Source organism: Chelatococcus sp. HY11, from assembly GCF_018398335.1.
In the GTDB taxonomy this organism is placed as follows: Bacteria; Pseudomonadota; Alphaproteobacteria; order Rhizobiales; family Beijerinckiaceae; genus Chelatococcus.
This window is the reverse complement of record NZ_JAHBRX010000002.1, coordinates 1,393,625-1,412,270: the sequence shown is the minus strand read 5'-3', so window position 1 is coordinate 1,412,270 and position 18,646 is coordinate 1,393,625. Positions and strand designations below refer to the sequence as shown.

At 62.7% G+C, this 18,646-nt stretch carries 19 protein-coding genes; 8 read left to right on the top strand and 11 right to left on the bottom strand.

Features of this window, described 5'->3' with window-relative positions; all coding sequences use genetic code 11:
* The first annotated feature begins 52 nt into the window (after nt 1–52).
* On the top strand, nt 53–1,624 hold the full coding sequence (locus KIO74_RS27225; RefSeq protein ID WP_213338260.1) for an acyl-CoA carboxylase subunit beta: 1,572 nt from the start codon (nt 53–55) through the stop codon (nt 1,622–1,624).
* Nucleotides 1,625–1,747: 123 nt separating this feature from the next.
* On the opposite strand, the gene KIO74_RS27220 is transcribed toward KIO74_RS27225, so the two are convergent.
* The 11 genes from KIO74_RS27220 to KIO74_RS27170 form a co-directional block, all read right to left on the bottom strand.
* Entirely contained in the window at nt 1,748–2,467 is a 720-nt protein-coding gene (locus tag KIO74_RS27220; protein ID WP_213338259.1) for an ABC transporter ATP-binding protein, read from the bottom strand.
* Nucleotides 2,468–3,223, bottom strand: a complete 756-nt coding sequence (locus KIO74_RS27215; protein ID WP_213338258.1) for an ABC transporter ATP-binding protein — start codon at nt 3,221–3,223, stop codon at nt 2,468–2,470.
* The gene (locus KIO74_RS27210; protein ID WP_213338257.1) at nt 3,220–4,125 is read right to left on the bottom strand and encodes a branched-chain amino acid ABC transporter permease; all 906 of its coding nucleotides are present in this window, start codon (nt 4,123–4,125) and stop codon (nt 3,220–3,222) included. Before KIO74_RS27210 ends, KIO74_RS27215 begins: the two co-directional genes overlap by 4 nt.
* Entirely contained in the window at nt 4,122–5,015 is an 894-nt protein-coding gene (locus KIO74_RS27205) for a branched-chain amino acid ABC transporter permease (protein ID WP_213338255.1), read from the bottom strand. Before KIO74_RS27205 ends, KIO74_RS27210 begins: the two co-directional genes overlap by 4 nt.
* 148 nt (nt 5,016–5,163) lie before the next feature.
* The gene (locus KIO74_RS27200; protein WP_213338253.1) at nt 5,164–6,294 is read right to left on the bottom strand and encodes an ABC transporter substrate-binding protein; all 1,131 of its coding nucleotides are present in this window, start codon (nt 6,292–6,294) and stop codon (nt 5,164–5,166) included.
* Between the two features lie 199 nt (nt 6,295–6,493).
* Nucleotides 6,494–8,173, bottom strand: coding sequence for a class I adenylate-forming enzyme family protein (locus tag KIO74_RS27195; RefSeq protein ID WP_213338252.1), 1,680 nt, complete (start codon nt 8,171–8,173; stop codon nt 6,494–6,496).
* Nucleotides 8,174–8,175: 2 nt separating this feature from the next.
* Nucleotides 8,176–8,595, bottom strand: a complete 420-nt coding sequence (locus tag KIO74_RS27190) for a nuclear transport factor 2 family protein (RefSeq protein WP_213338251.1) — start codon at nt 8,593–8,595, stop codon at nt 8,176–8,178.
* Nucleotides 8,596–8,700: 105 nt separating this feature from the next.
* A complete protein-coding gene (locus KIO74_RS27185; RefSeq protein WP_213338250.1) occupies nt 8,701–9,192 on the bottom strand; it encodes a VOC family protein in 492 nt (163 codons plus the stop codon).
* A 28-nt stretch (nt 9,193–9,220) separates the two neighbouring features.
* The gene (locus KIO74_RS27180; RefSeq protein ID WP_213338249.1) at nt 9,221–10,384 is read right to left on the bottom strand and encodes an acyl-CoA dehydrogenase family protein; all 1,164 of its coding nucleotides are present in this window, start codon (nt 10,382–10,384) and stop codon (nt 9,221–9,223) included.
* A gap of 448 nt (nt 10,385–10,832) precedes the next feature.
* On the bottom strand, nt 10,833–11,693 hold the full coding sequence (locus tag KIO74_RS27175; RefSeq protein ID WP_213338248.1) for an SRPBCC family protein: 861 nt from the start codon (nt 11,691–11,693) through the stop codon (nt 10,833–10,835).
* A gap of 32 nt (nt 11,694–11,725) precedes the next feature.
* Nucleotides 11,726–12,004, bottom strand: a complete 279-nt coding sequence (locus tag KIO74_RS27170; protein WP_213338247.1) for a hypothetical protein — start codon at nt 12,002–12,004, stop codon at nt 11,726–11,728.
* Nucleotides 12,005–12,111: 107 nt separating this feature from the next.
* On the opposite strand from KIO74_RS27170, the gene KIO74_RS27165 reads away from it, so the two are divergent.
* The 7 genes from KIO74_RS27165 to KIO74_RS27135 are packed head-to-tail and all read left to right on the top strand — an operon-like array spanning nt 12,112 to nt 18,638.
* Complete coding sequence (locus KIO74_RS27165) at nt 12,112–12,591, top strand: acyl-CoA thioesterase (RefSeq protein ID WP_213338244.1); 480 nt, start codon at nt 12,112–12,114, stop codon at nt 12,589–12,591.
* Nucleotides 12,588–13,370 (top strand): enoyl-CoA hydratase/isomerase family protein, encoded by a 783-nt coding sequence (locus tag KIO74_RS27160; RefSeq protein ID WP_249731495.1) that lies wholly within the window; start codon nt 12,588–12,590, stop codon nt 13,368–13,370. The genes KIO74_RS27165 and KIO74_RS27160 overlap by 4 nt, the downstream gene beginning before the upstream one ends.
* Before the next feature lies 1 nt (nt 13,371).
* On the top strand, nt 13,372–14,250 hold the full coding sequence (locus tag KIO74_RS27155; RefSeq protein ID WP_213338242.1) for an FAD binding domain-containing protein: 879 nt from the start codon (nt 13,372–13,374) through the stop codon (nt 14,248–14,250).
* Nucleotides 14,247–14,732: a (2Fe-2S)-binding protein gene (locus KIO74_RS27150; protein ID WP_213338240.1), complete on the top strand. Its 486-nt coding sequence runs from the start codon at nt 14,247–14,249 to the stop codon at nt 14,730–14,732. The genes KIO74_RS27155 and KIO74_RS27150 overlap by 4 nt, the downstream gene beginning before the upstream one ends.
* Nucleotides 14,729–15,487: an N-acyl homoserine lactonase family protein gene (locus KIO74_RS27145; RefSeq protein ID WP_213338238.1), complete on the top strand. Its 759-nt coding sequence runs from the start codon at nt 14,729–14,731 to the stop codon at nt 15,485–15,487. The genes KIO74_RS27150 and KIO74_RS27145 overlap by 4 nt, the downstream gene beginning before the upstream one ends.
* Nucleotides 15,484–17,883, top strand: coding sequence for a xanthine dehydrogenase family protein molybdopterin-binding subunit (locus KIO74_RS27140; protein ID WP_213338236.1), 2,400 nt, complete (start codon nt 15,484–15,486; stop codon nt 17,881–17,883). Before KIO74_RS27145 ends, KIO74_RS27140 begins: the two co-directional genes overlap by 4 nt.
* Entirely contained in the window at nt 17,880–18,638 is a 759-nt protein-coding gene (locus KIO74_RS27135; RefSeq protein WP_213338234.1) for an SDR family NAD(P)-dependent oxidoreductase, read from the top strand. Before KIO74_RS27140 ends, KIO74_RS27135 begins: the two co-directional genes overlap by 4 nt.
* The last annotated feature ends 8 nt before the right edge of the window (nt 18,639–18,646 follow it).

The window sequence follows — 18,646 nt, the reverse complement described above, 5'->3', positions numbered from 1 at the left end:
GCTGACTGGACCAGGACGTAGATCGGGACCAGCCGAAAATCGGGAACGAACCATGAGTGAGAAAGCCGGACACACTGCCCATGAGGCGAAAATCGCCGACTTGCGCGCCCGCAAAGCGCGCGTGATGGAGATGGGCGGCGCTGCTGCCGTCGAGCGCCATCGCGCCTCGGGTCGCCTGCCTGTCCGCGAGCGCCTCGACCTGCTTCTCGACCCGGGATCGTGGTTCGAATTCGGAGCGCTCGCGCTGCCCGAGATGCGCACGGAGCGCTTTGTCCCCGGCGACGGCGTCGTGACCGGCTTCGGCCGTATCGACGGCGCTATGGTGGGGGTGATCGGCATCGACTCGACCATTCTTGCCGGCACGACCGCGCCCACGAGCATGCGCAAGCAGAGCCGTTTGATCGAGCATGCCCAGCGCTTCGGCTTTCCCATCGTGCTGCTTTGCGATGCCGACGGAGGCCGCATTCCCGATGTGATGGGTTGGCGCTTCAGCGGCCTCCCGCTCGACTTTCTCACCTTCGTCAAGCCGGCGCCGGGTCAGGCGGCCGTGCCACGGGCAGCCGCGATCCTCGGCCCGTCCTATGGTGACTCGGCGCTCCATGCCTCGACGGCGCATTTCACGGTGATGATCGCCAGCGGCGCTGTCGCTCTGTCCGGCCCTTCCGTCATCCAGTCCGCCATCGGAGAGGCGATCAGCGACACCGAACTCGGCGGGCCGGAACCCGCGCAGGCGGCCGGCAACGTGCATATGGTGGTGGGCGACGAACATCAGGCGATGCAGGCGATCGCGGCCTTCCTCTCATACCTGCCCGCCAATGCCGAGCTCGAGGCGCCCGTGGCACCAGCGCGCCCGGCCAGCCGGCCGGCGGAGGACTTCGAGAGGCTGGTGCCGCTCGGCGCCAAGGCGGGATACGACATGCGCCATGTGCTGGAGGCCCTGGTCGACGAGGGCAGCCTCTTGCCCTGGGGCGCCGGCTGGGGCCCCAGCCTGCTCACCGGGCTCGCGCGCATCGAGGGCATGCCCGTCGGGATCGTCGCCAACCAGCCGATCGTCAACGCCGGGGCGCTCGATCCCGCCGCGCTCGTCAAGGAATGCGCCTTCGTCGATCTCTGCGATACCTTCAACCTGCCCCTTGTCTTCCTCAATGACGTGCCCGGGCTGATGATCGGCTCGCAGGCCGAGCGGGGCGGCATCCTGAAAGCCTACGAGGCGCTGGTGGCCCGCATCGCCGAAGCGACCGTGCCGAAGGTCGCCGTTGTCCTGCGCAAGGCTTACGGCGGGGGGCATTTTGCCATGGGCGGGCGGCCGACGCGGCCCGATTTCCTGTTCGCATGGCCCTGCGCCGAGATGGGGTTCATGGCCCCCGAAACCGGCGTGCGTACCGTTTATCGCCGCCGCATGGAGCAAGTGCTGGAGGCGGAAGGCCAGGCGGCGATGCAGAATCTCGTCGATACGTTGACCGCCGAATGGACGGTCGAATCCGAGCCCTGGGAAGCGGCCGCGCATCTCTCCTTCGACGACATCATCGAGCCGGCGCAGACGCGCGTCGCGGTGGCCCGCGGCATCGAGATCGCCTGGGGGCCGCGCCGACCGAGGCTCAGCCGCTCGCGGCCGGTGCGCTGATGGCTGCTACCGGCCAGCGGAACTGCACGATCTACTGGCATTCCGGAGGGACCCAGCCGCTTCGAAGCGTTCACCCGGCCGGCTTCGGCCTGACCGCCTCAAGGCGTGGCGCTCCATAGAGCGTCACGCTGGGGACGGCTCTTCCCCGAGATAATGAGCCAGTACGCTTTCATCCCGCGCCAGATCCTCGCTTCTGCCGGAGTAAGCGATCTGTCCTCGCTCCAGCACATAGGCTCTGGCGGTGGACGAGAGCGCGCGATGCGCATTCTGCTCGACCAGCAGGATCGGGAGGCCGCGCTGGTTGAGAACCGTCAGCGCCGCGAAAACCTGGTCGGTGATGAGCGGCGAGAGCCCGAGGCTCGGCTCGTCGAGCATCAGGAGCTCCGGCGCCCCCATCAGCGCGCGGCCGATGGCAAGCATCTGCTGCTGCCCGCCCGATAGGGTTCCCGCCAGTTGCCCCCGACGCTCCTCGAGAATGGGAAACAGGTTCAGCACCGAGGCGACGCTAAAGGCTTCCTTGCGTTCACCGCGCGCCAATTCGCCCAACTGCAGGTTCTCAAGGACGGTGAGGTCGGACAGGATCTGCCGGCCCTCCGGCACATGCAGCAGGCCGAGACGCGCGATCCTGTGCGGCGGCTCGCCACGGATGTCCCGCCCCTTGAACCCGATGGACCCGGCAGGCGCTTGAACCATGCCGGAGAGCACATTGAGCAGCGTCGACTTGCCGGCGCCGTTGGAACCGATGAGAGCGACCATTTCGCCGTGATCGACGGACAATGAAACGTCCCGAAGCGCCTGAATGCCGTCGTAGAAAGCGCTGACCGCTGAAACTTCAAGCAGCATTCAATGTCCTCCGAGATACGCCGTGACAACGGCCTCGTCCCGCATCACCTTGCTCGGAGGCCCATCGGCAATGATGCGGCCCGTATCGAGAACATAGACATGCGGGCACATCCTGGTGACAAATCTGATGTTGTGCTCGATCAGCAGCAGTCCCAACCCTTGCGCCGCGAGATCGGCGAAGATCTCGCCGAGTTCCCCGGCCTCGACGTCGTTCATGCCCGCCACCGGCTCGTCGAGCAGCAGGATCTTGGGCCCGCTGGCGATCGCACGCATCATCTCGACCCGTCGCTGATGGCCGTAAGCGAGCGCACCCGCCGGATAGTTGGCGAGACGGACCATCCCGAAGCGTTCGAGCAGACCCATCGCCTTGTCCGTGAGATCACGGGTCTCGCGCAGCGCGGCCGGCAGCGCCAAAAGTCCGGACAAAAGGCCGGCCGTCTCATGGCGGTGAAAGCCGATCATCACGTTGTCCAGAACAGTGGCCTCAGCCATGATCCTGATGTTCTGGAATGTCCGCGAGATCCCATGCCGGGCGACGGCGACGGGCGACCTCTCGCCGATGCTGACGCCATCGATGGCGATCTGGCCGTCGCTCAAATCCAAGGTGCCGGTGATGAGATTGACGAGTGTCGTCTTGCCGGCTCCATTGGGGCCGATCAGCCCGGTTACCTGGTGCCGCGGAATGGTCATCGACACATCCGACACGGCGAGCAGCCCGGAAAACCGCTTGCTGACGCCTTGCAGAACGAGGGTCACTTGGCACCTCCCGCGCTCACGCTCGCCGGAACCGGCGGCGCGAGCTTTTCCAGATCACGCCGGACGCGGTGGTTCTGCCGTGCGGCCGCGATCGAGTCGGCGATGCCGTGCGGCAGGAAGGTTATGATCACGACCAGCAATACGCCGTGCAGCATAGGCCTGTATTCGGCCAGCGGACGCGCCAGCTCAGGCAATACCGACAACACCGCCGCCCCGATCACCGGGCCCCACATATTGCGCGGCCCTCCCAAAACGACCGCGGCGAGCGCCGCCACGACGAATTCGAAACCGAACTGCCCGGGATCGACGCTGTAGGTATTGAGGCTCAGTAGCCCGCCGTAAGCGGCGCCCAGGGCGCCGCTGAGCACGAAGGCCAGCGCTTGATACCGGGTCACGCTCACACCCAGCGTCAGACCGACGGTCTCATCCTGTCTGATCACGTCGAACGCGCGTCCCATCCCCGTTCGCCCTATCGCGTGGAAGAGATAGAGCACCACGCAGAGCGCGACGATCAGGTGCGGCGTGCCGACGACCTTGGGGATCGAGTGAATACCGGCCGCGCCGTTGGTAATGCCGTCCGCGAAATACATCAGCGAGACGATGATCTCCACGAAAGCGAGCGTGGCGATCGCCTGGTAGACACCCCTGAGGCGCGCGAGCGGGATCGACAGCAGGAGCCCGGCGATGGTGCCAACCATGGTCGCCACGGCGAGACCCGCCCATGGCGAGACCTGATAGCGCGTGAGCAGAATGGCGACGGCGTAGGCGCCGAGTGAGGCAAAGCCGGCGGTGGCGATGGAGAACACGCCCGCGCGCAGCACGATCTGCTGGCTGTAGGCGAAGCCGGCGGCGATCAGGAAAAGATCGAACGTCGCGCCATAGCGGCTGATCAGCTCCATCATCGGCGGCCTCCCGCGTTGACGGCCGCCGAGCCCGCCAGGCCGCTCGGCTTGACAAGAAGGATGACGAACAGCAGCAGGAATATGACGATATCGGCCATTCCCGCTGGGAAATAGGCAATGCCAAGCGTCCGGATGACCCCGATGATCAGGCCCGCGGCGAGCGCGCCGGGCACGCTGCCCAGCCCTCCGAGCACGACGATGACAAAGGCGTAAAGCATGTAGGGCTGGCCCATCATGAAGTGAATGGAGTTGAAGGACAGCCCGATCAAGACGCCGGCCATACCCGCGAGCGCTCCGGCGATGAAGAAGGTCTGCGTGTAGATGAGGTTGGGGTTGATGCCGAGCAGCTTGGCGGCGCGATCATTGCTGGCCACGGCGCGAACCTGCCGGCCGTAGGTCGTCCATTTGAGATAGTACATCATCGCCAGCACGAGCGTGACCACAGTCACGACGATGACGATCTGCAGCAGCGATATGCGCAAGCCGCCAAAGGTGAAGAATACGGCCGGGAAGGTATCGAACGGGAACCGGTAGACCTGTGTCTTTGACAGGATCTGCGCAATACTGATCAGCACGAAATCGACGCCGATGGTCGCGACGATCGCGGCGAATTCCGCATTGCGCCGCGTCCTGAGCTGCCGAAGAGCCAGAAGATCGACGAGAACCGACACCAGTCCAGCGCCAAGCATGGCGAAGATTGCGGCCAGCCAGAAGGGAAGACCTATCGAGACGAGATAGTAACCTATGAAGGCACCGGCCATGAAGACGCCGGCATGGGCCAGGTTCAGCACCTTCTGCACACCGAAGATCAGGGTGAAGCCGAGCGCGAAGAGGGCGTAGACCGCGCCGGATATCAGACCGTTGAGAACCTGCTGAAAAAATAATGTCATCGCGTCCCCGACACCGGTTACCGAACACTTCGACGCTGCAGTCAGACGCCCCCGTGCCTCGCGGCCGCGGTGAACTCTGTGCGCGGCGGCGCTCAATGCCACGCCGCCCCGGCGAGGAGGGCGGCATGGCGGCTCAACGACAGTATAGCTAGGGCGCCTGCACGAAGGCGCCGTTCTTCACGGTCAGAATGCTATTGCCATACAAGGGTATGCGCGTGTCCAGCTCAAAGCTATACTTTCCAGTGCCAATAATGACCGGGACGTCCTTCGTCGTCGTCATGGCGGCCTTCACCGATTCCCGTGTTGGATTGTCACCGGCACTCTTCACAGCATTCGCGAAGACGGTCGCCAAGGTATATCCGACGGCCGCCCAGATATCGGGCTCGACCTTGTATTTCGCCTTGAAGGCATCGTAGAAGGCCTTACCTTCCTCATTGGAGCCCCCGGGCACCCAATCCGTCAGCACATAGGTGCCCTCGACCGCCTTGCCGCCCACCTTGATGAACTCATCGGCCGCCAGCACGGTCATGCCGACGATCTTGGCTTTGGGATCGAGCCCGGCCTGGCGAAGCTGCAGCACGAAATTCGCTCCAGCCGCCGCGGGAACCGCGAGAAACACGCAGTCAACGCCTTCCGAGGCAATACGCGTCGCCGCCGCGGAATAGTCGGTATCGGACAATTTGATCGAACTCACGGAAGTAATCGCGACGCCTTTGGCCGCAACGAGCTCGGAGAAAATCTTGCGCTGCAGGATGTAGGATTCGTTGTCGAGCAGCTCCGTGACGGCGCATTTCTTGACGCCGAGCTTTTCAACCGCGAAGTTGGCGAGATTGGGAATGGCGACTTGGCCGGGCTGCGTGCCCATGAACGACCATGGCCCAGCCTTCACCACAGCGTTGAGGTTGGTCAGGGTGTACATGGGCATGGAAAGCTGGTTCGCCGCCTGCGCCGTCGCCCCGGCTATAGCGCCAGTCGACGGCCCGAGCACCGCCAGGACCTTGGGGTCCCGCGCGTAGCGCTCGAAGAGCGAGATTGACTGGCCGCGATCCGACGCATCATCCGCGATATCAGCCACCAGCGTCACGTTCTCACCCGCCATCTTCCGCGCGTTGATGACATCGATCGCCACGCGGATGCCATTTGCCGCGGCCACGCCGAGGAATGCTGCCGGGCCTGTTTGCGACTGGATGACGCCGACCTTGACTTCCGCCGCGCAGAGCGTCGTCGAGGCGAGCAGCGTGCCGATCAACGCAGCCGCTATACCTTTCAGATGTCTCATAATTCCTCCTCCCCTCCAAGACTTCTATCTATAGATCGTACACGTCCGGCACGCGGTGGCTCCTGCCGGAAGATAGGCTTCCCGCCGTATTGCAATGACTGTCGAGGACGCACTGTTGTGCATGACCGATCGGCTCGCGCCTTCACGGCAATCGGCCGATCAGCGAGCACCGGCACCAAAGCCGATGATCCCGGCGGCGTTACGTCGAGGTCCCCGACTGCCTCCGCGGGAAGCCGGCCACGTCGATCTTGCCGGTCGGTGAGAAACCCTCAAGAAGCTTGAACTTCTGAATCTTCGTCGCGCTCATCGGCCATTCGGTCACGAAGCGCACGTAACGGGGAATCTTGTAACTCGCGATGCGGCCTGCACAGTAGGCGATGAGCTCGTCCGCGGTCATCGCCTCACCCGACTTGAGCTCGACAAACGCGGCCGCGACTTCAACGAGCCGCTCGTCCGCCACGGGGACGACTTGCGTCATTTTCACTTTGGGATGCTTCGCCAGAAAGCTCTCGATCTCGACGGCCGCGACATTCTCGCCGCCAATCTTGAGCATGTCCTTGAACCGGCCAGCGTAAACGAGAAGCCCATCCGGATCCAGCCATCCGGCGTCGCCCGTCCTCAGCCAGCCGTCTGCGCCCAGCGTCTTGTCGGTCTGTTCAGCATCCTTGTAGTAGCCGGAGAATATCGATCCACTGACCAGTATTTCTCCGCGCGTGCCAGCGGGAACGTCCTTCAGCGTCTCTGGATCAACGATACGCAAGGCGTGCACGGCGAGTGGCCGGCCCACCCGCGTCACGCGCTGTTCGAGCGTTTCCTCGGGGCTCGACAAGACGCTGATGCCGCCTCCCTCGGTCAGGCCGAAGCACGCAATCTGCGTTGCCTGCGGCAATGCGGCGGCGAATTTGCGCAATAACTCTGGCGGACCGACGTTCAGCATGAGGCGGAGGCGGGAGAGATCACGATGCGCGAAGTCGGGGTGATCGATGATCGCCGCAGTCAAGGTCGGGAAAGCAGGATAGCATATCGTCGCGCCCCAGGCCTCCATTTCCCGCAGCGCCTCACCGGCATCGAAATGGGTCTGACAGAGATAGGTTGCGCCGACCTGCCGGCAGGCGTTCAAAGGAAGGTGCGAGGACATGTGATAGAACGGCAGTGGGTCCCAGAACACATCATCCTGCACCAGGCCCAAACGTGCCGCCACGGCGCCGGCGACGTCGTTCAGCGTCCTGTGGCTGATCAGGCAGGCTTTCGGCTGCGCCGTCGTCCCCGACGAGAATACGACCAACGCCGTATCATCGGGGCTGACGGCGGCGACACGTCCCGCCAGGAATTCGGCGGACACCGTCGCCGCGCCGGACAAGAACACGCGCTCTGTCGGCCACGCGCCTTCCTCGGGCGCTTGGAAGTGAAATACCGCGCGCAGCTTCGGCGCCGCTGCGACCGCAAGTGGCTCGCCGTGACGCCAAGTCCCGAGTTCCGGAAACTCAGCACAAAGCAAGGCACGCAGGTCGATATGCGGGTGGCCGCTGCCCGTCGTGAACAGCACGGTTATGTCAGCATGCTCGACGACGAACCGCAAATCTTCGCCGCGATAACGCGCATTGAGCACAACCGCGGCTGCGCCCACCATATTGATCGCGCCGACCAGTACCGCGTAGTCCCAGCTGTTCGGCATCAGCACGCCGACATGCTCGCCGGGCTCTATGCCGAGCGCGAGCAGCCCGCGCGCGGCCGTCTCCGTCTGTCGGGCGAACTCGGCGTAGCTCGCAGAGCGGTCCGCCAGAATGAATGCCGTTCGCTCGGGCCAGCGTTCCGCCGCGTCCAGAATGGAATGCCCGACGGTGCGGGGCGCGGCGCGTGAGGTCTCATGCATAGGCATGGCTATATCTTGGCGGCGAAGATCGTGTCACGGAAGGCGATCTTCCACGCGCCCTCCTCGACCGTGAAGCGGTCTACGTACTTGGCCACCGCATAGGGCGCCTCAAGCTTGGGCAGTCCGTCGGCATTCTCACCGTAGCTGCGGAAGACCGTGACGTATGATGTCGCGTGGCCGGAATACGGGCTTTCGATATGGATGAGCATGTTGCTGCACACGTGGATGAGGGGATCGGTCGTCAACTTGGCAAAGAAAGCAGCGATCGCGGCATGACCCGCGAATTCCCCATCAGGCCTCTTGAGCACGCCGTCGCGCGCAAAAAGCCCAACGAGCTTGTCGAAGTCACGCGTGTCCACGCACTCGCAATAGTCGATCATGAGGCGCTCGCATGCGCGCTCCGCCATGAGGAGATCCAGGTCCTGCACGTCTTCTTCCTCCCATATTGAACCCGGCGATCCATCCGAACGGTCGGCGACCGCCGGATCATCAACCGCAGGCTGCGGTCGCACATGCTGCGAAGCCGCATCCTTTCACGTCTTGGCGCTCCCCGCCGGATGCCAGCGGCCGTCGCCGTGGGCCTCGTAAGGCGAGGCAATCTCGATCAGCACGCCGTGGGCACTTTTGGCTGATGCCCAGCCCCACTTCTGCCACTCCTCCTCCTCACCGTAAAACAGCTGCTTGGTTGGCAGCTTGATGCCCTTCGCCTCGAGTTCTTCAAGCGCGCCGGGCACGTTGTCGGTGGTAAAGCAAAGGTGATGCACATGTTCGCCGCGCTGCTGCAGCCGTTCGAACAGCGGCGTTCCGGGAGCAGGCTCCATCAGCTGGATTTCGGTGCCGTGATTAGCGACGAAACAGGCCCAGCGAAGCCCCGCATCCTCGCCCCCTCCAAAGGAGTCATATTTGACGATGGGCCTTTCAAGCTGCCGCGGATCCAGGACCTCGAGAATTTTGGTCCAGTCTGCGATGGCGGCGTCAAGATCATGAACAAGAAGGCAGACATGAGCAAAGGGGCCGGATGCCATAACGATCTCCGATAGTAATTACGCTGTCTTAGAAAGACCTCGGCAGACCAAGGCTCTCGGCTATTGAATTGCGGACCATTTCATTGCTGATGGGGGAAATGCGGAGAATGCGGTGGTCGCGCCAATAGCGCTGCATGTCGGTCTCCGCGGAATATCCCATGCCGCCGAGGATCTGGATGCCGAGGTCCGCCGCGCGACCGACGGCCTCAGACGCCATCATTTTCAGCATGTTGGCCTGCTGGCCGCAGGGCATGTTGTTGGTCTGCAGCCAGGCCGTATAGTACAGCATCAGTTCGGTCTGCTGCTGCCAGGTTGCGATGTCGGCGATGTAATGCTGTATCGCCTGGAACTGACCGATCGGCCGACCAAAGGCCTTGCGCGTCTTCGCGTAGTCGACAGCGTCTTCCAGGACAGCATCGATAGTGCCGAGACATTGAGCGCCGACGAGTATTCGCTCGTTGTTGAGCGTGGGCAAAAGCATATACCAGGCATTACCTGGCTCCCCTAGAACCAGATTGTCGGGAACAAATACATCCTGCAGCGTGACCGAGCATGAACCGATCGATCGCATGCCGAGCTTCGGCAGCAGGCTGGTGCTGACCCCCGGGCTCTTCGCAGGCAGAAAGAACAGCGTCACGCCGTGATGGCGCTTTTCCACGTCCTTGTTGGTGCGTGCGAGAAGCAGGATGTAGTCCGCGACATGCGCGCCGGTGCACCATGTCTTTTCGCCATTGATGATCCAGCCGCCCTCCGTCCGTTCCGCGAAGGTCTTGAGCGCGCCCAGCACATCCGTGCCGCCGCCGGGCTCGGTGAACCCGATCGAAACCCGGCAATCCCCCGCCGCGATCCTGGGAAGAAAGTCGCGCTTCTGCTCCGGCGTGCCGTAGACACCGATTGACTTCGCGCCGGCGAATGACGTGGGCATCCAGACGAGCAGCAGCCCCGCGAGCGACCGTGATACCTCACGTGCGAAGATGGCCTGCATGAGCACATCTCCGCCCAAACCGCCATATTCTTCATCAATGCCGAGGCCGTGGAAGCCAGCTTCCGTAAATTTATCCCACAGCTCAAAAGGATAATGGCCCTCGTCACGCTCCAGCTCCCGTGCCAGGGATTTCGGCATTTCGGCATCGACCCAGCGGCGAACAGTATCTCGAAATGCGGCATGTTCTTGAGAAAGAGCGAAATCCATATCCTGCACCAGTCGCGACCATCGATAGGACAAGTTGGTGCACGGGACGAAGGAAAATCACCTATCTATCGATAATGTGGGCAACAACGTGAGCCTCATCATTCACAAGATTAGGCGAGCCCGGACAAGCCAGGCCGCCCGCCTTGTCGCAGACCGATCCGGGCGCGCCTGAGACTTTGGAATTCCTTGAGCTTAAGCTCGTCATGGCCAAGGCCATCAGCCTTTGGAACAAGGTCGTAATTGACGCCCCCAGTCGGCACTCACGCTATCTGAGCGCCAAGCGGATGAGGCAATGAACCCTCGATTCTTCCAAAGAATAACGCGCCCGCTCACTGGCCAGCATTCGCTCAAGAGCGAAATCGACGACCTGGTCATCAAAAGTGGTCAACCGTTCTGCAGGTTCCATAGTTTACCGCGGCGCGGCAGATGCTCTCGGCAGGCCATCTTGTCAAAGCTCCGGCGTTCCTCCGCGCCGCGAGAGCAACGCGAGGAGCAGCTGCCGGTCGGAGAAGCTTGCCCGCGAGGCTTCGTGCTGCCTTCCGGCGAGATATCCGACAGCCAATATCAAGAAGAGCAGGACTATAGATGAGAGTTCCGCAGTTGAACTGACCATCGATGTCGCGAGCGGCGGCCGGCCAGCTCCGCCGACCAGCAAGGTTCCCGCGATAGCGATGATCGCCGCCGTCAGGACCGCAATGTTCAGCCATGCCATCCAGGACGTCGCCGCGGGAGGCGCAGCGGTTGGAAATTCGGGCGAGGTTTCCGGACGCCGCCAATCATCCGCGGATGGCGCCACCGCTCCGGCCGGCAGCGAGGCGGTCCGGGCCGTTCCCGCGATCGCTTGCCCGGCAGGCTGTGGAGCGGCGGTACCAGCTGCAATTTCATCGGCGAAGCGCTTGAAAAAGGCATCGGACATCTTGCGGGCCGTCGCGTCGATGAGACGGCCGCCCAACTGCGATAGCTTCCCTCCGATCTGAGCCGATACCGAATAACGCAGGATCGTTGCTTCCCCATCAGCAGTCAGGCGGACCTCGGCGGATCCTTTAGCGAAGCCTGCGACGCCCCCCTGCCCCTCGCCGATGATACGGTAACCGTTAGGTGGATCGAGGTCGGACAACGTGACCGCGCCCTGGAACTTCGCTGAAATCGGGCCGACTTTGATAACGGCTATCGCAGCCATCTCCGTATCGGAAAACTTGTCAAGTTTCTGGCAGCCGGGGATGCATTTCCGCAGTATCTGGGGGTCGTTCAACGCGGCCCAGACCACGTCGCGCGGTGCCTCGATGCGTTGTTCTCCGGACATGTCCATGGCATTTCTCCCAGGGCTCGAGTTGGCTTGCCTTACACCGCCGAGGCAGAGGTATTTGATTTCGAGATAGTCCCCGATACCGTATTTCGAGCCTTCTCGACCGAGACCAGTTGACCCGACGCCGCCAAGGGCGCGACTTCGATGCGGCGCAGCGACGGCAGCCTGATCATCGTCTCTGTCGCAGGGTTCGTCACTGCGATCACGTCGCGCCCGCTGGTGCCGATGCGCGCGTTACCAACAAGATTTGCTTCTGGGAATGGGGTGGGATCCTTGAGGATTTCTTGCAGCCCATTACTTTCCGTTGCCTTCATTGCACGTCCTCCTGTTGAGCCGCGCCGGCCTGGTTCGCTCACCCCAGCGCCGAGTGCCTTGACATGTCCTAACACAGTCTAATAATGCAAGTCACTAGGAGGAGACGATGGCGAAGCCACAAACCAATGCCCCAAACACCGGGTCCGATCGCCCCGCGCGCGGGTGTCGCCAGAATTATGTGCTGTCGCGATCCATTCCGACACGCTGGATGGACAATGACGTCTACGGCCACGTCAACAACGTTGTTTACTACTCCTTCTTCGACACAGCGGTGAACGCGGAACTGATCGAGCGTGGGCTCCTCGATCCCGCTTCGAGCAATGTGATCGGCCTGGTAGCCGAGACGGGCTGCCGCTATCACGCACCGCTTTCCTTCCCCGAAAATGTCACCGCGATGCTACGGGTCGCCCACCTGGGCCGCTCTAGCGTCCGCTACGAGATCGGCCTGTTCGCGAGCAACGAGGAGCTCGCTGCGGCCGAAGGATATTTCGTCCATGTCTATGTCGATAGCCAGAGCCGGCGGCCCACCGCGCTGCCGGAGGCACTGCGCATCTTCCTTCAAACCTTACGGACCGAACGCATATGATGGTCACCAACGGCATCGACCTGTCGCGTGAAGGAACGATCGCGACCCTTACCCTCAACCGCCCAACGCGGAAGAACGCCATCACTTTCGCGATGTGGCAGGCGCTCGCGGATATATTTACCGATTTCGGTCGAGACCCGACCTTGCGGGGCGTTATCCTCACCGGTGCGGGCTCGACCTTCTCCGCTGGCGCCGATATTGGCGACTTCGAACAGACCCGGGCCTCGACCGAACAGGGGATCGCCTACGAGGTCGCGGTTGATGCAGCCTGCGACGCCATAGCCGCGCTAGGCCGGCCGGTCGTCGCAGCCATTCAGGGGCATTGTTACGGTGGCGCTTGCAATCTCGCTATGGCCTGCGATTTCCGAATCATTTCCGCCAACGCGCGGATGGCGATCCCAGCTGCCAAGCTTTCCATCGTTTATGGCGTGAAAGGCACCGCTCGACTGCTCGGATTGGTCGGCCTTGCAGAAGCAAAGCGCATCTTCTTCTCCGCGCAACCTTTCAATGCTGATCACGCTTTGCGGATCGGCTTCGCGCAAGGGATCGTCGAGGACCCGCTCGCGGGCGCAAAAACGCTTCTCGATGACTTCTCGGATTTGGCTCCTCTCTCGATCGCTGGAGCCAAAGCCATTCTAAATGGCCTCGCCACGACGGATAAGCCGTTCGACGCCGACGCTGCCGAGACCCACATCCTCCAGGCCCTAAACAGTGCTGATTATAAGGAAGGCCGCGCCGCATTCTCGCAAAAGCGCGCGCCACGGTTTCAAGGCCGCTGACGTGAAACCCGCCGTGTTTGACTATGTCAGGGCCGAGAGTGTCGCACATGCCGCTGAAGTGCTCGCGGGCGCAGGTGGTGACGGCAAGGTGATCGCCGGTGGGCAAAGCCTGATGCCTATGATGAACTTTCGCCTCGTAAAACCATCGGTACTGGTGGACATCAACGCGATTGCTGGCCTCGACCGGGTGGAGCTGGTCGGCTCCCGCATCCGCGTCGGAGCATTGGTGCGCCATTTCATGACGGCGCGCGATCCCCTGATCGCGCAACGCGCCCCCGTCGTCACTGCGGCGATGAAGCATGTCGCCCATCTGACGGTGCGAAATCGGGGCACATTCTGCGGCAGCGTCTGTCATGCCGATCCGGCCGCCGAGATGCCGATGATGACCGTGATGCTTGATGGGGAGATTCATGCCGTCTCGACTCGGGGAAAGCGGATGATCCCCATCAACGAATTCTTTGCCGGTTCGCTTGTCACGTCGCTAGAGCCGGACGAAGTCGTCACCGCCATCGACCTCGCGACCATGCCTCCAAACATGGGGTTCGGGTTCCACGAATTCGCCAGACGCCATGGTGACTACGCGCTGGCCGCGGTTGCCGTTCTGATGAGGCGAGAGAACGGAAGGCCGCGCGATGTGCGTATTGCAGTCATGGGCCTTGGCGAGATGCCGAGCCGCATCCCAACCGCGGAGACGGTCATCGAGGGCAACGAACTGTCCGACCTGACGATCGCTCGGGCCGTCGAGAGCTTGCGCGCTGCCGTATCGCCGAACACCGATCTGCATGCTTCGGCCGACTACCGACGACATCTTGCGGGAGCGCTCGCCAAAAGGGCGATCGGTGACGCCTGGTTGCGCGCCAGGGAGGCGGAGCCGGCATGACCGTCGAACAGCGCAAAATTACTATTACCATCAACGGGCTTCGTCACAGCGTGACGGTCGAGCCCCGCATGCTGCTGAGCGACATGCTACGCCACGAGCTCGGCCTGACGGGAACCCATGTCGGCTGCGAGCATGGCGTTTGTGGCGCCTGCACGATCCTCTTGGATGGGCGCAGCGCTCGCTCCTGCCTGACACTCGCCATCCAGGCCGATGGCGCAGAGATCGAGACGGTCGAGGGGCAAGGAACGGCTGAAGCGCTCGGCCGCGTTCAGCAAGCGTTCCGTGATCATCACGCCCTGCAGTGCGGCTTCTGCACACCCGGCTTCATCATGACGATCACCGATATCCTGCGGAACCACGCGCTGTCGGGCGATGACGAGATCCGCGAGGCGCTATCGGGAAACATCTGCCGCTGCACTGGCTACGAGCACATCGTCGCTGCAGTGCGCGAGTTGCTCCGTGAAAAGGACTCCAGGCCATGAAGCTTCACTTCCTTTCAGGCGGGCGCCTGCGCATGCGTCGTTCGATCTACCAGCCGGGCGCCGCCAAGGACGAGACGATCGAAATCCCGGTCTTCTGCACGCTGATCCGTCATCCGCAGGGCAACGTGCTCATCGACACCGGCTGCAGTCCGCAGGCCGCGGCCGATCCGGAAGGGCGTTGGGGCGGCTTGGCTCGGATCATGACGCCGATCTTCGACACCGATGACACGGTCGTTCCGCAGCTTGCTCGACTCGGCCTCCAGCCGAGTGACATCGACATCGTCGTTTGCTCCCACCTCCACCCCGATCACTGCGGCTGCAACGAGGCCTTCCGCCACGCGAAGATCATGTGCCATGCCGCCGAGCTCGAAACGGCCAAGGCCGAGGGAGCAGCCAAGCAAGGCTATCTCCCCGGGGAATGGGACCAGCCAAACGGCTTCACAACGTTTGACGGGCGACACGACCTTTTTGACGATGGCCGGATCGTGCTTGTCCCGCTTCCCGGTCACACACCGGGAACGACGGGCGTTCTCGTGCAACTCGACCGTGAAGGGCGCTTCCTTCTCGCGGTCGACGCGGCTCCGATGCGCGCCTCGCTTGACGGCGTATTGGCGAAGAACAACTGGAACCAAGAGCAAGCAGCCGCATCACTTGTTGAAATCAGGCGCTTCGAAGCAGAAGGCGCCACCGTGATCTTCGGTCACGACGACGCGCAATGGACAGCGCTGCGCAAAGGCCAGGACTTCTACGAATGACCCAAGTCAATGCCTCGGTGGAGCTCCGGCCCAAGCTCGTCGGCGCGCGTATTAAGCGGACCGAGGACCCCCGCCTGTTGTCTGGTAATGGGCGCTATGTCGATGACATAACACCAAAAGGCACGCTTCACGTCGCCCTGTGTCGCAGCGACCAGCCGCATGCCACAATCCGGTCGATCGCTCTTGGCGACGTATTCGACGTCCCGGGCGTCGTCGCCGTCTTCGATGCCTCAGATCTGGAACCCGACCTGTCGCCGGCGATCCCGACCTCGAAGATGAAGAACTACTACGCGACCCCGATTTGGCCGCTCGCACGTGGCAAGGTGCGCTATGTCGGGGAACCCGTGATCGCGGTCGTGGCTGACAGTCGTTATGCGGCTGAAGATGCCGTCGAACGCATTGTCATCGAATACGAGCCATTGCCCTTTGCAATCCGGCAGGTCGATGCCGCCGCGCCGGACGCACCGCTCCTTCACGAAGAGGCTGGGACGAACGTCATCGTCTCTCGCGAGTTCCAGCGAGGTGAAGTCGACGAGGTCTTCGCCCAAGCCCATCTCACGGTGCGCGCACGCTTCCGGATGACACGCAAAACGGCGGTGGCGATGGAGACGCGCTCCTACCTCGCAGAATGGGGTCGTCGCAAGCAGGCGCTGACCCTCCACTCGTCGACCAATATTCCGGGAATCATCCGGGACGTTCTTTCTAGGTGCCTCGACTTGCCGGGCAATCGCATGCGCGTCGTGGCCCCGGATGTCGGCGGTAGCTTCGGCGGCAAGGGATCGCTTTATCACGAGGAGCTTCTGGTCTGCGTGCTCGCACGTAAACTCGACCGGCCGATTAAGTTCGTCAGCGATCGGCTTGAGGACTTGACGGCGACCAGCCAAGCTTTCGACGAACTAATAGACGCCGAGCTTGCCGTTGACGAAGAGGGTCATCTGCTGGGTCTGCGCGCTGACGTCATCGGCGATATCGGTGCCTATTCGATTTATCCGTGGACCGGTGCGCTCGAACCTGTCCAAGTCGTCAGTTTCCTGCCAGGCCCGTATCGCATGACGGCCTATCGCGGTCGGGTCCGGGGAGTTCTTACCCCCAAACCACCGACTGGCCCGTATCGTGGCGTCGGTCGTCCGTCCTCGACCTTCGCAATGGAACGCCTGGTCGATATGGCCGCACGAAAGCTGAAGCTCGATCCAGCAGACATTCGGCGGCGCAATCTGGTCAATGCCGACGAGTTCCCTTACCGGACGGGCTCCGGCATCATCTGGGATCGCTCCGCCTTTCAGGAGTGTCTGCAAGCTGCCTGCGATCACGCCGACTACCCGGCTTTGGTTCGCGAGCGCGATAAGGCCCGCGCCCAGGGCCGGTTGGTCGGCATCGGTTTCGCCAGTTATGCTGAATTGACGGGGATCGGTTCACGCATTGCGGTGGCTCCCGGCATGCCGATTAATACCGGCGTCGAGACCGCAAAGATCACGATCGACGCGACGGGTGCGATCACCGCCGACTTCGGTATTTCATCGCACGGCCAAGGCCTTGAGACGACGCTGGCGCAGGTCATTGCCGACGAACTCGGCTGTCGCATGGAGGATATCGAGGTCCGTCACGGGGATTCCGCGCTCGTTCCGATGGGCACCGGGACCTACGCCAGCCGTTCGGCCGTGCTTGCCGGCGGAGCTGCAACGAAATCGTCGCATGTCGTCAAGGCGAAGGTGCTTAAGGCCGCGGCTCACCTGATGGAGGTTCCCGTCGAGGATCTCGAGGCCTCGCAAGGCGTTGTAAGGTCGCGCTCATCCAACCGCACGCTGACCTTCAAAGAGATCGCCCACGCGGTGTACGCCGAGATGGGTCGCATCCCCCATGATCAGCGCGAGGACCTCGTCGCAACGCAGAGCTACGACCCGTATTTCGGAACCGCTTGCTCCTCGACGCATCTCGCGATGGTCGAGATAGACCCGGAGACATTCGGGGTAACGGTGAAGCGCTTCGTCGTCGCCGAGGATTGCGGCCGGATCATCAACCCGATGATCGTCGACGGTCAAGTCCACGGTGCTGTCGCCCAAGGCATTGGCGCCGCGCTACTCGAAGAGGTGGTGCATGACGACCACGGGCAGTGCGTAACTGCCAGCTTGGCCGACTACCTCGCGCCGGTTGCGTCAATCATTCCGCCGATCGGCATTGTCCATGTCGAAGCCGAACTGCCCGACACGATCGGCGGCTTCCGAGGCATGGGTGAAGGCGGAACCATCGGCGCTCCGGCTGCCATCGCCAACGCCGTATCCGACGCCCTATCTCCACTCGGCATCGAAATCGACACCCTTCCCGTCACGCCCGACCGGATCTTCCGACTGGTCGAGGCAGCCCGCGCGAAAAACCCTCCGGAAAGGACCAACATATGAATTCCTCTCTCTCGGGCAAAGTCGCCCTCGTGACCGGTGCCGGCCGTGACGTCGGCAAGGCGATTGCGCTGGAATTGGCCGCGCAGGACGCCGCGGTTGCGGTGAACTACCAATCGAGCGCCGACGCGGCCGAACAGGTTGTAGCGGAGATCAGAGCGGCCGGAGGCAACGCGATCAGCTGCAAGGCTGATATCGCTACCTTTTCCGAGACTAAAGGGATGGTCGATCGAATCGTGTCCGAACTGGGGGGCATCGACATCGTCGTCAACAATGCGGGTGTCGCCCAGCGCGCTCGCTTTCTGGAGACCACGCCCGAGCAGTGGAAGCGCCACATCGATGTCGGTCTGCTCGGCACGGTCAACACCTCCCAAGCCGCCTTGCCCCACATGCTCGCGGCCGGGAAAGGCGGTCGGATCATCTCGCTTGGTGGTGACTCGTCCCGTATCGGCGAGGCCAACCTGTCGATGGCTGCTGCCTCCCGCGCCGCCACGATCGCTCTGATCAAGTCTCTGGCACGCGAGTTCGGTCGCTACGACGTCACCTGCAACGCGGTCACGTTGGGCATGATTCAGTCCGCCCATTCGGATCCGGCATGGCTCGCGGAGAACCTGCCCAAGATGGTGAAGAATTACCCCCTGAAGCGAATTGGCCAGCCCGCTGACGTCGCGCCGATGGTGGCGTTCCTCGCCTCCTCCGATGCCGCATGGATCACTGGTCAGACAATCAGCATCAACGGCGGGTTCGCGATGCTTTGAAGTATCGC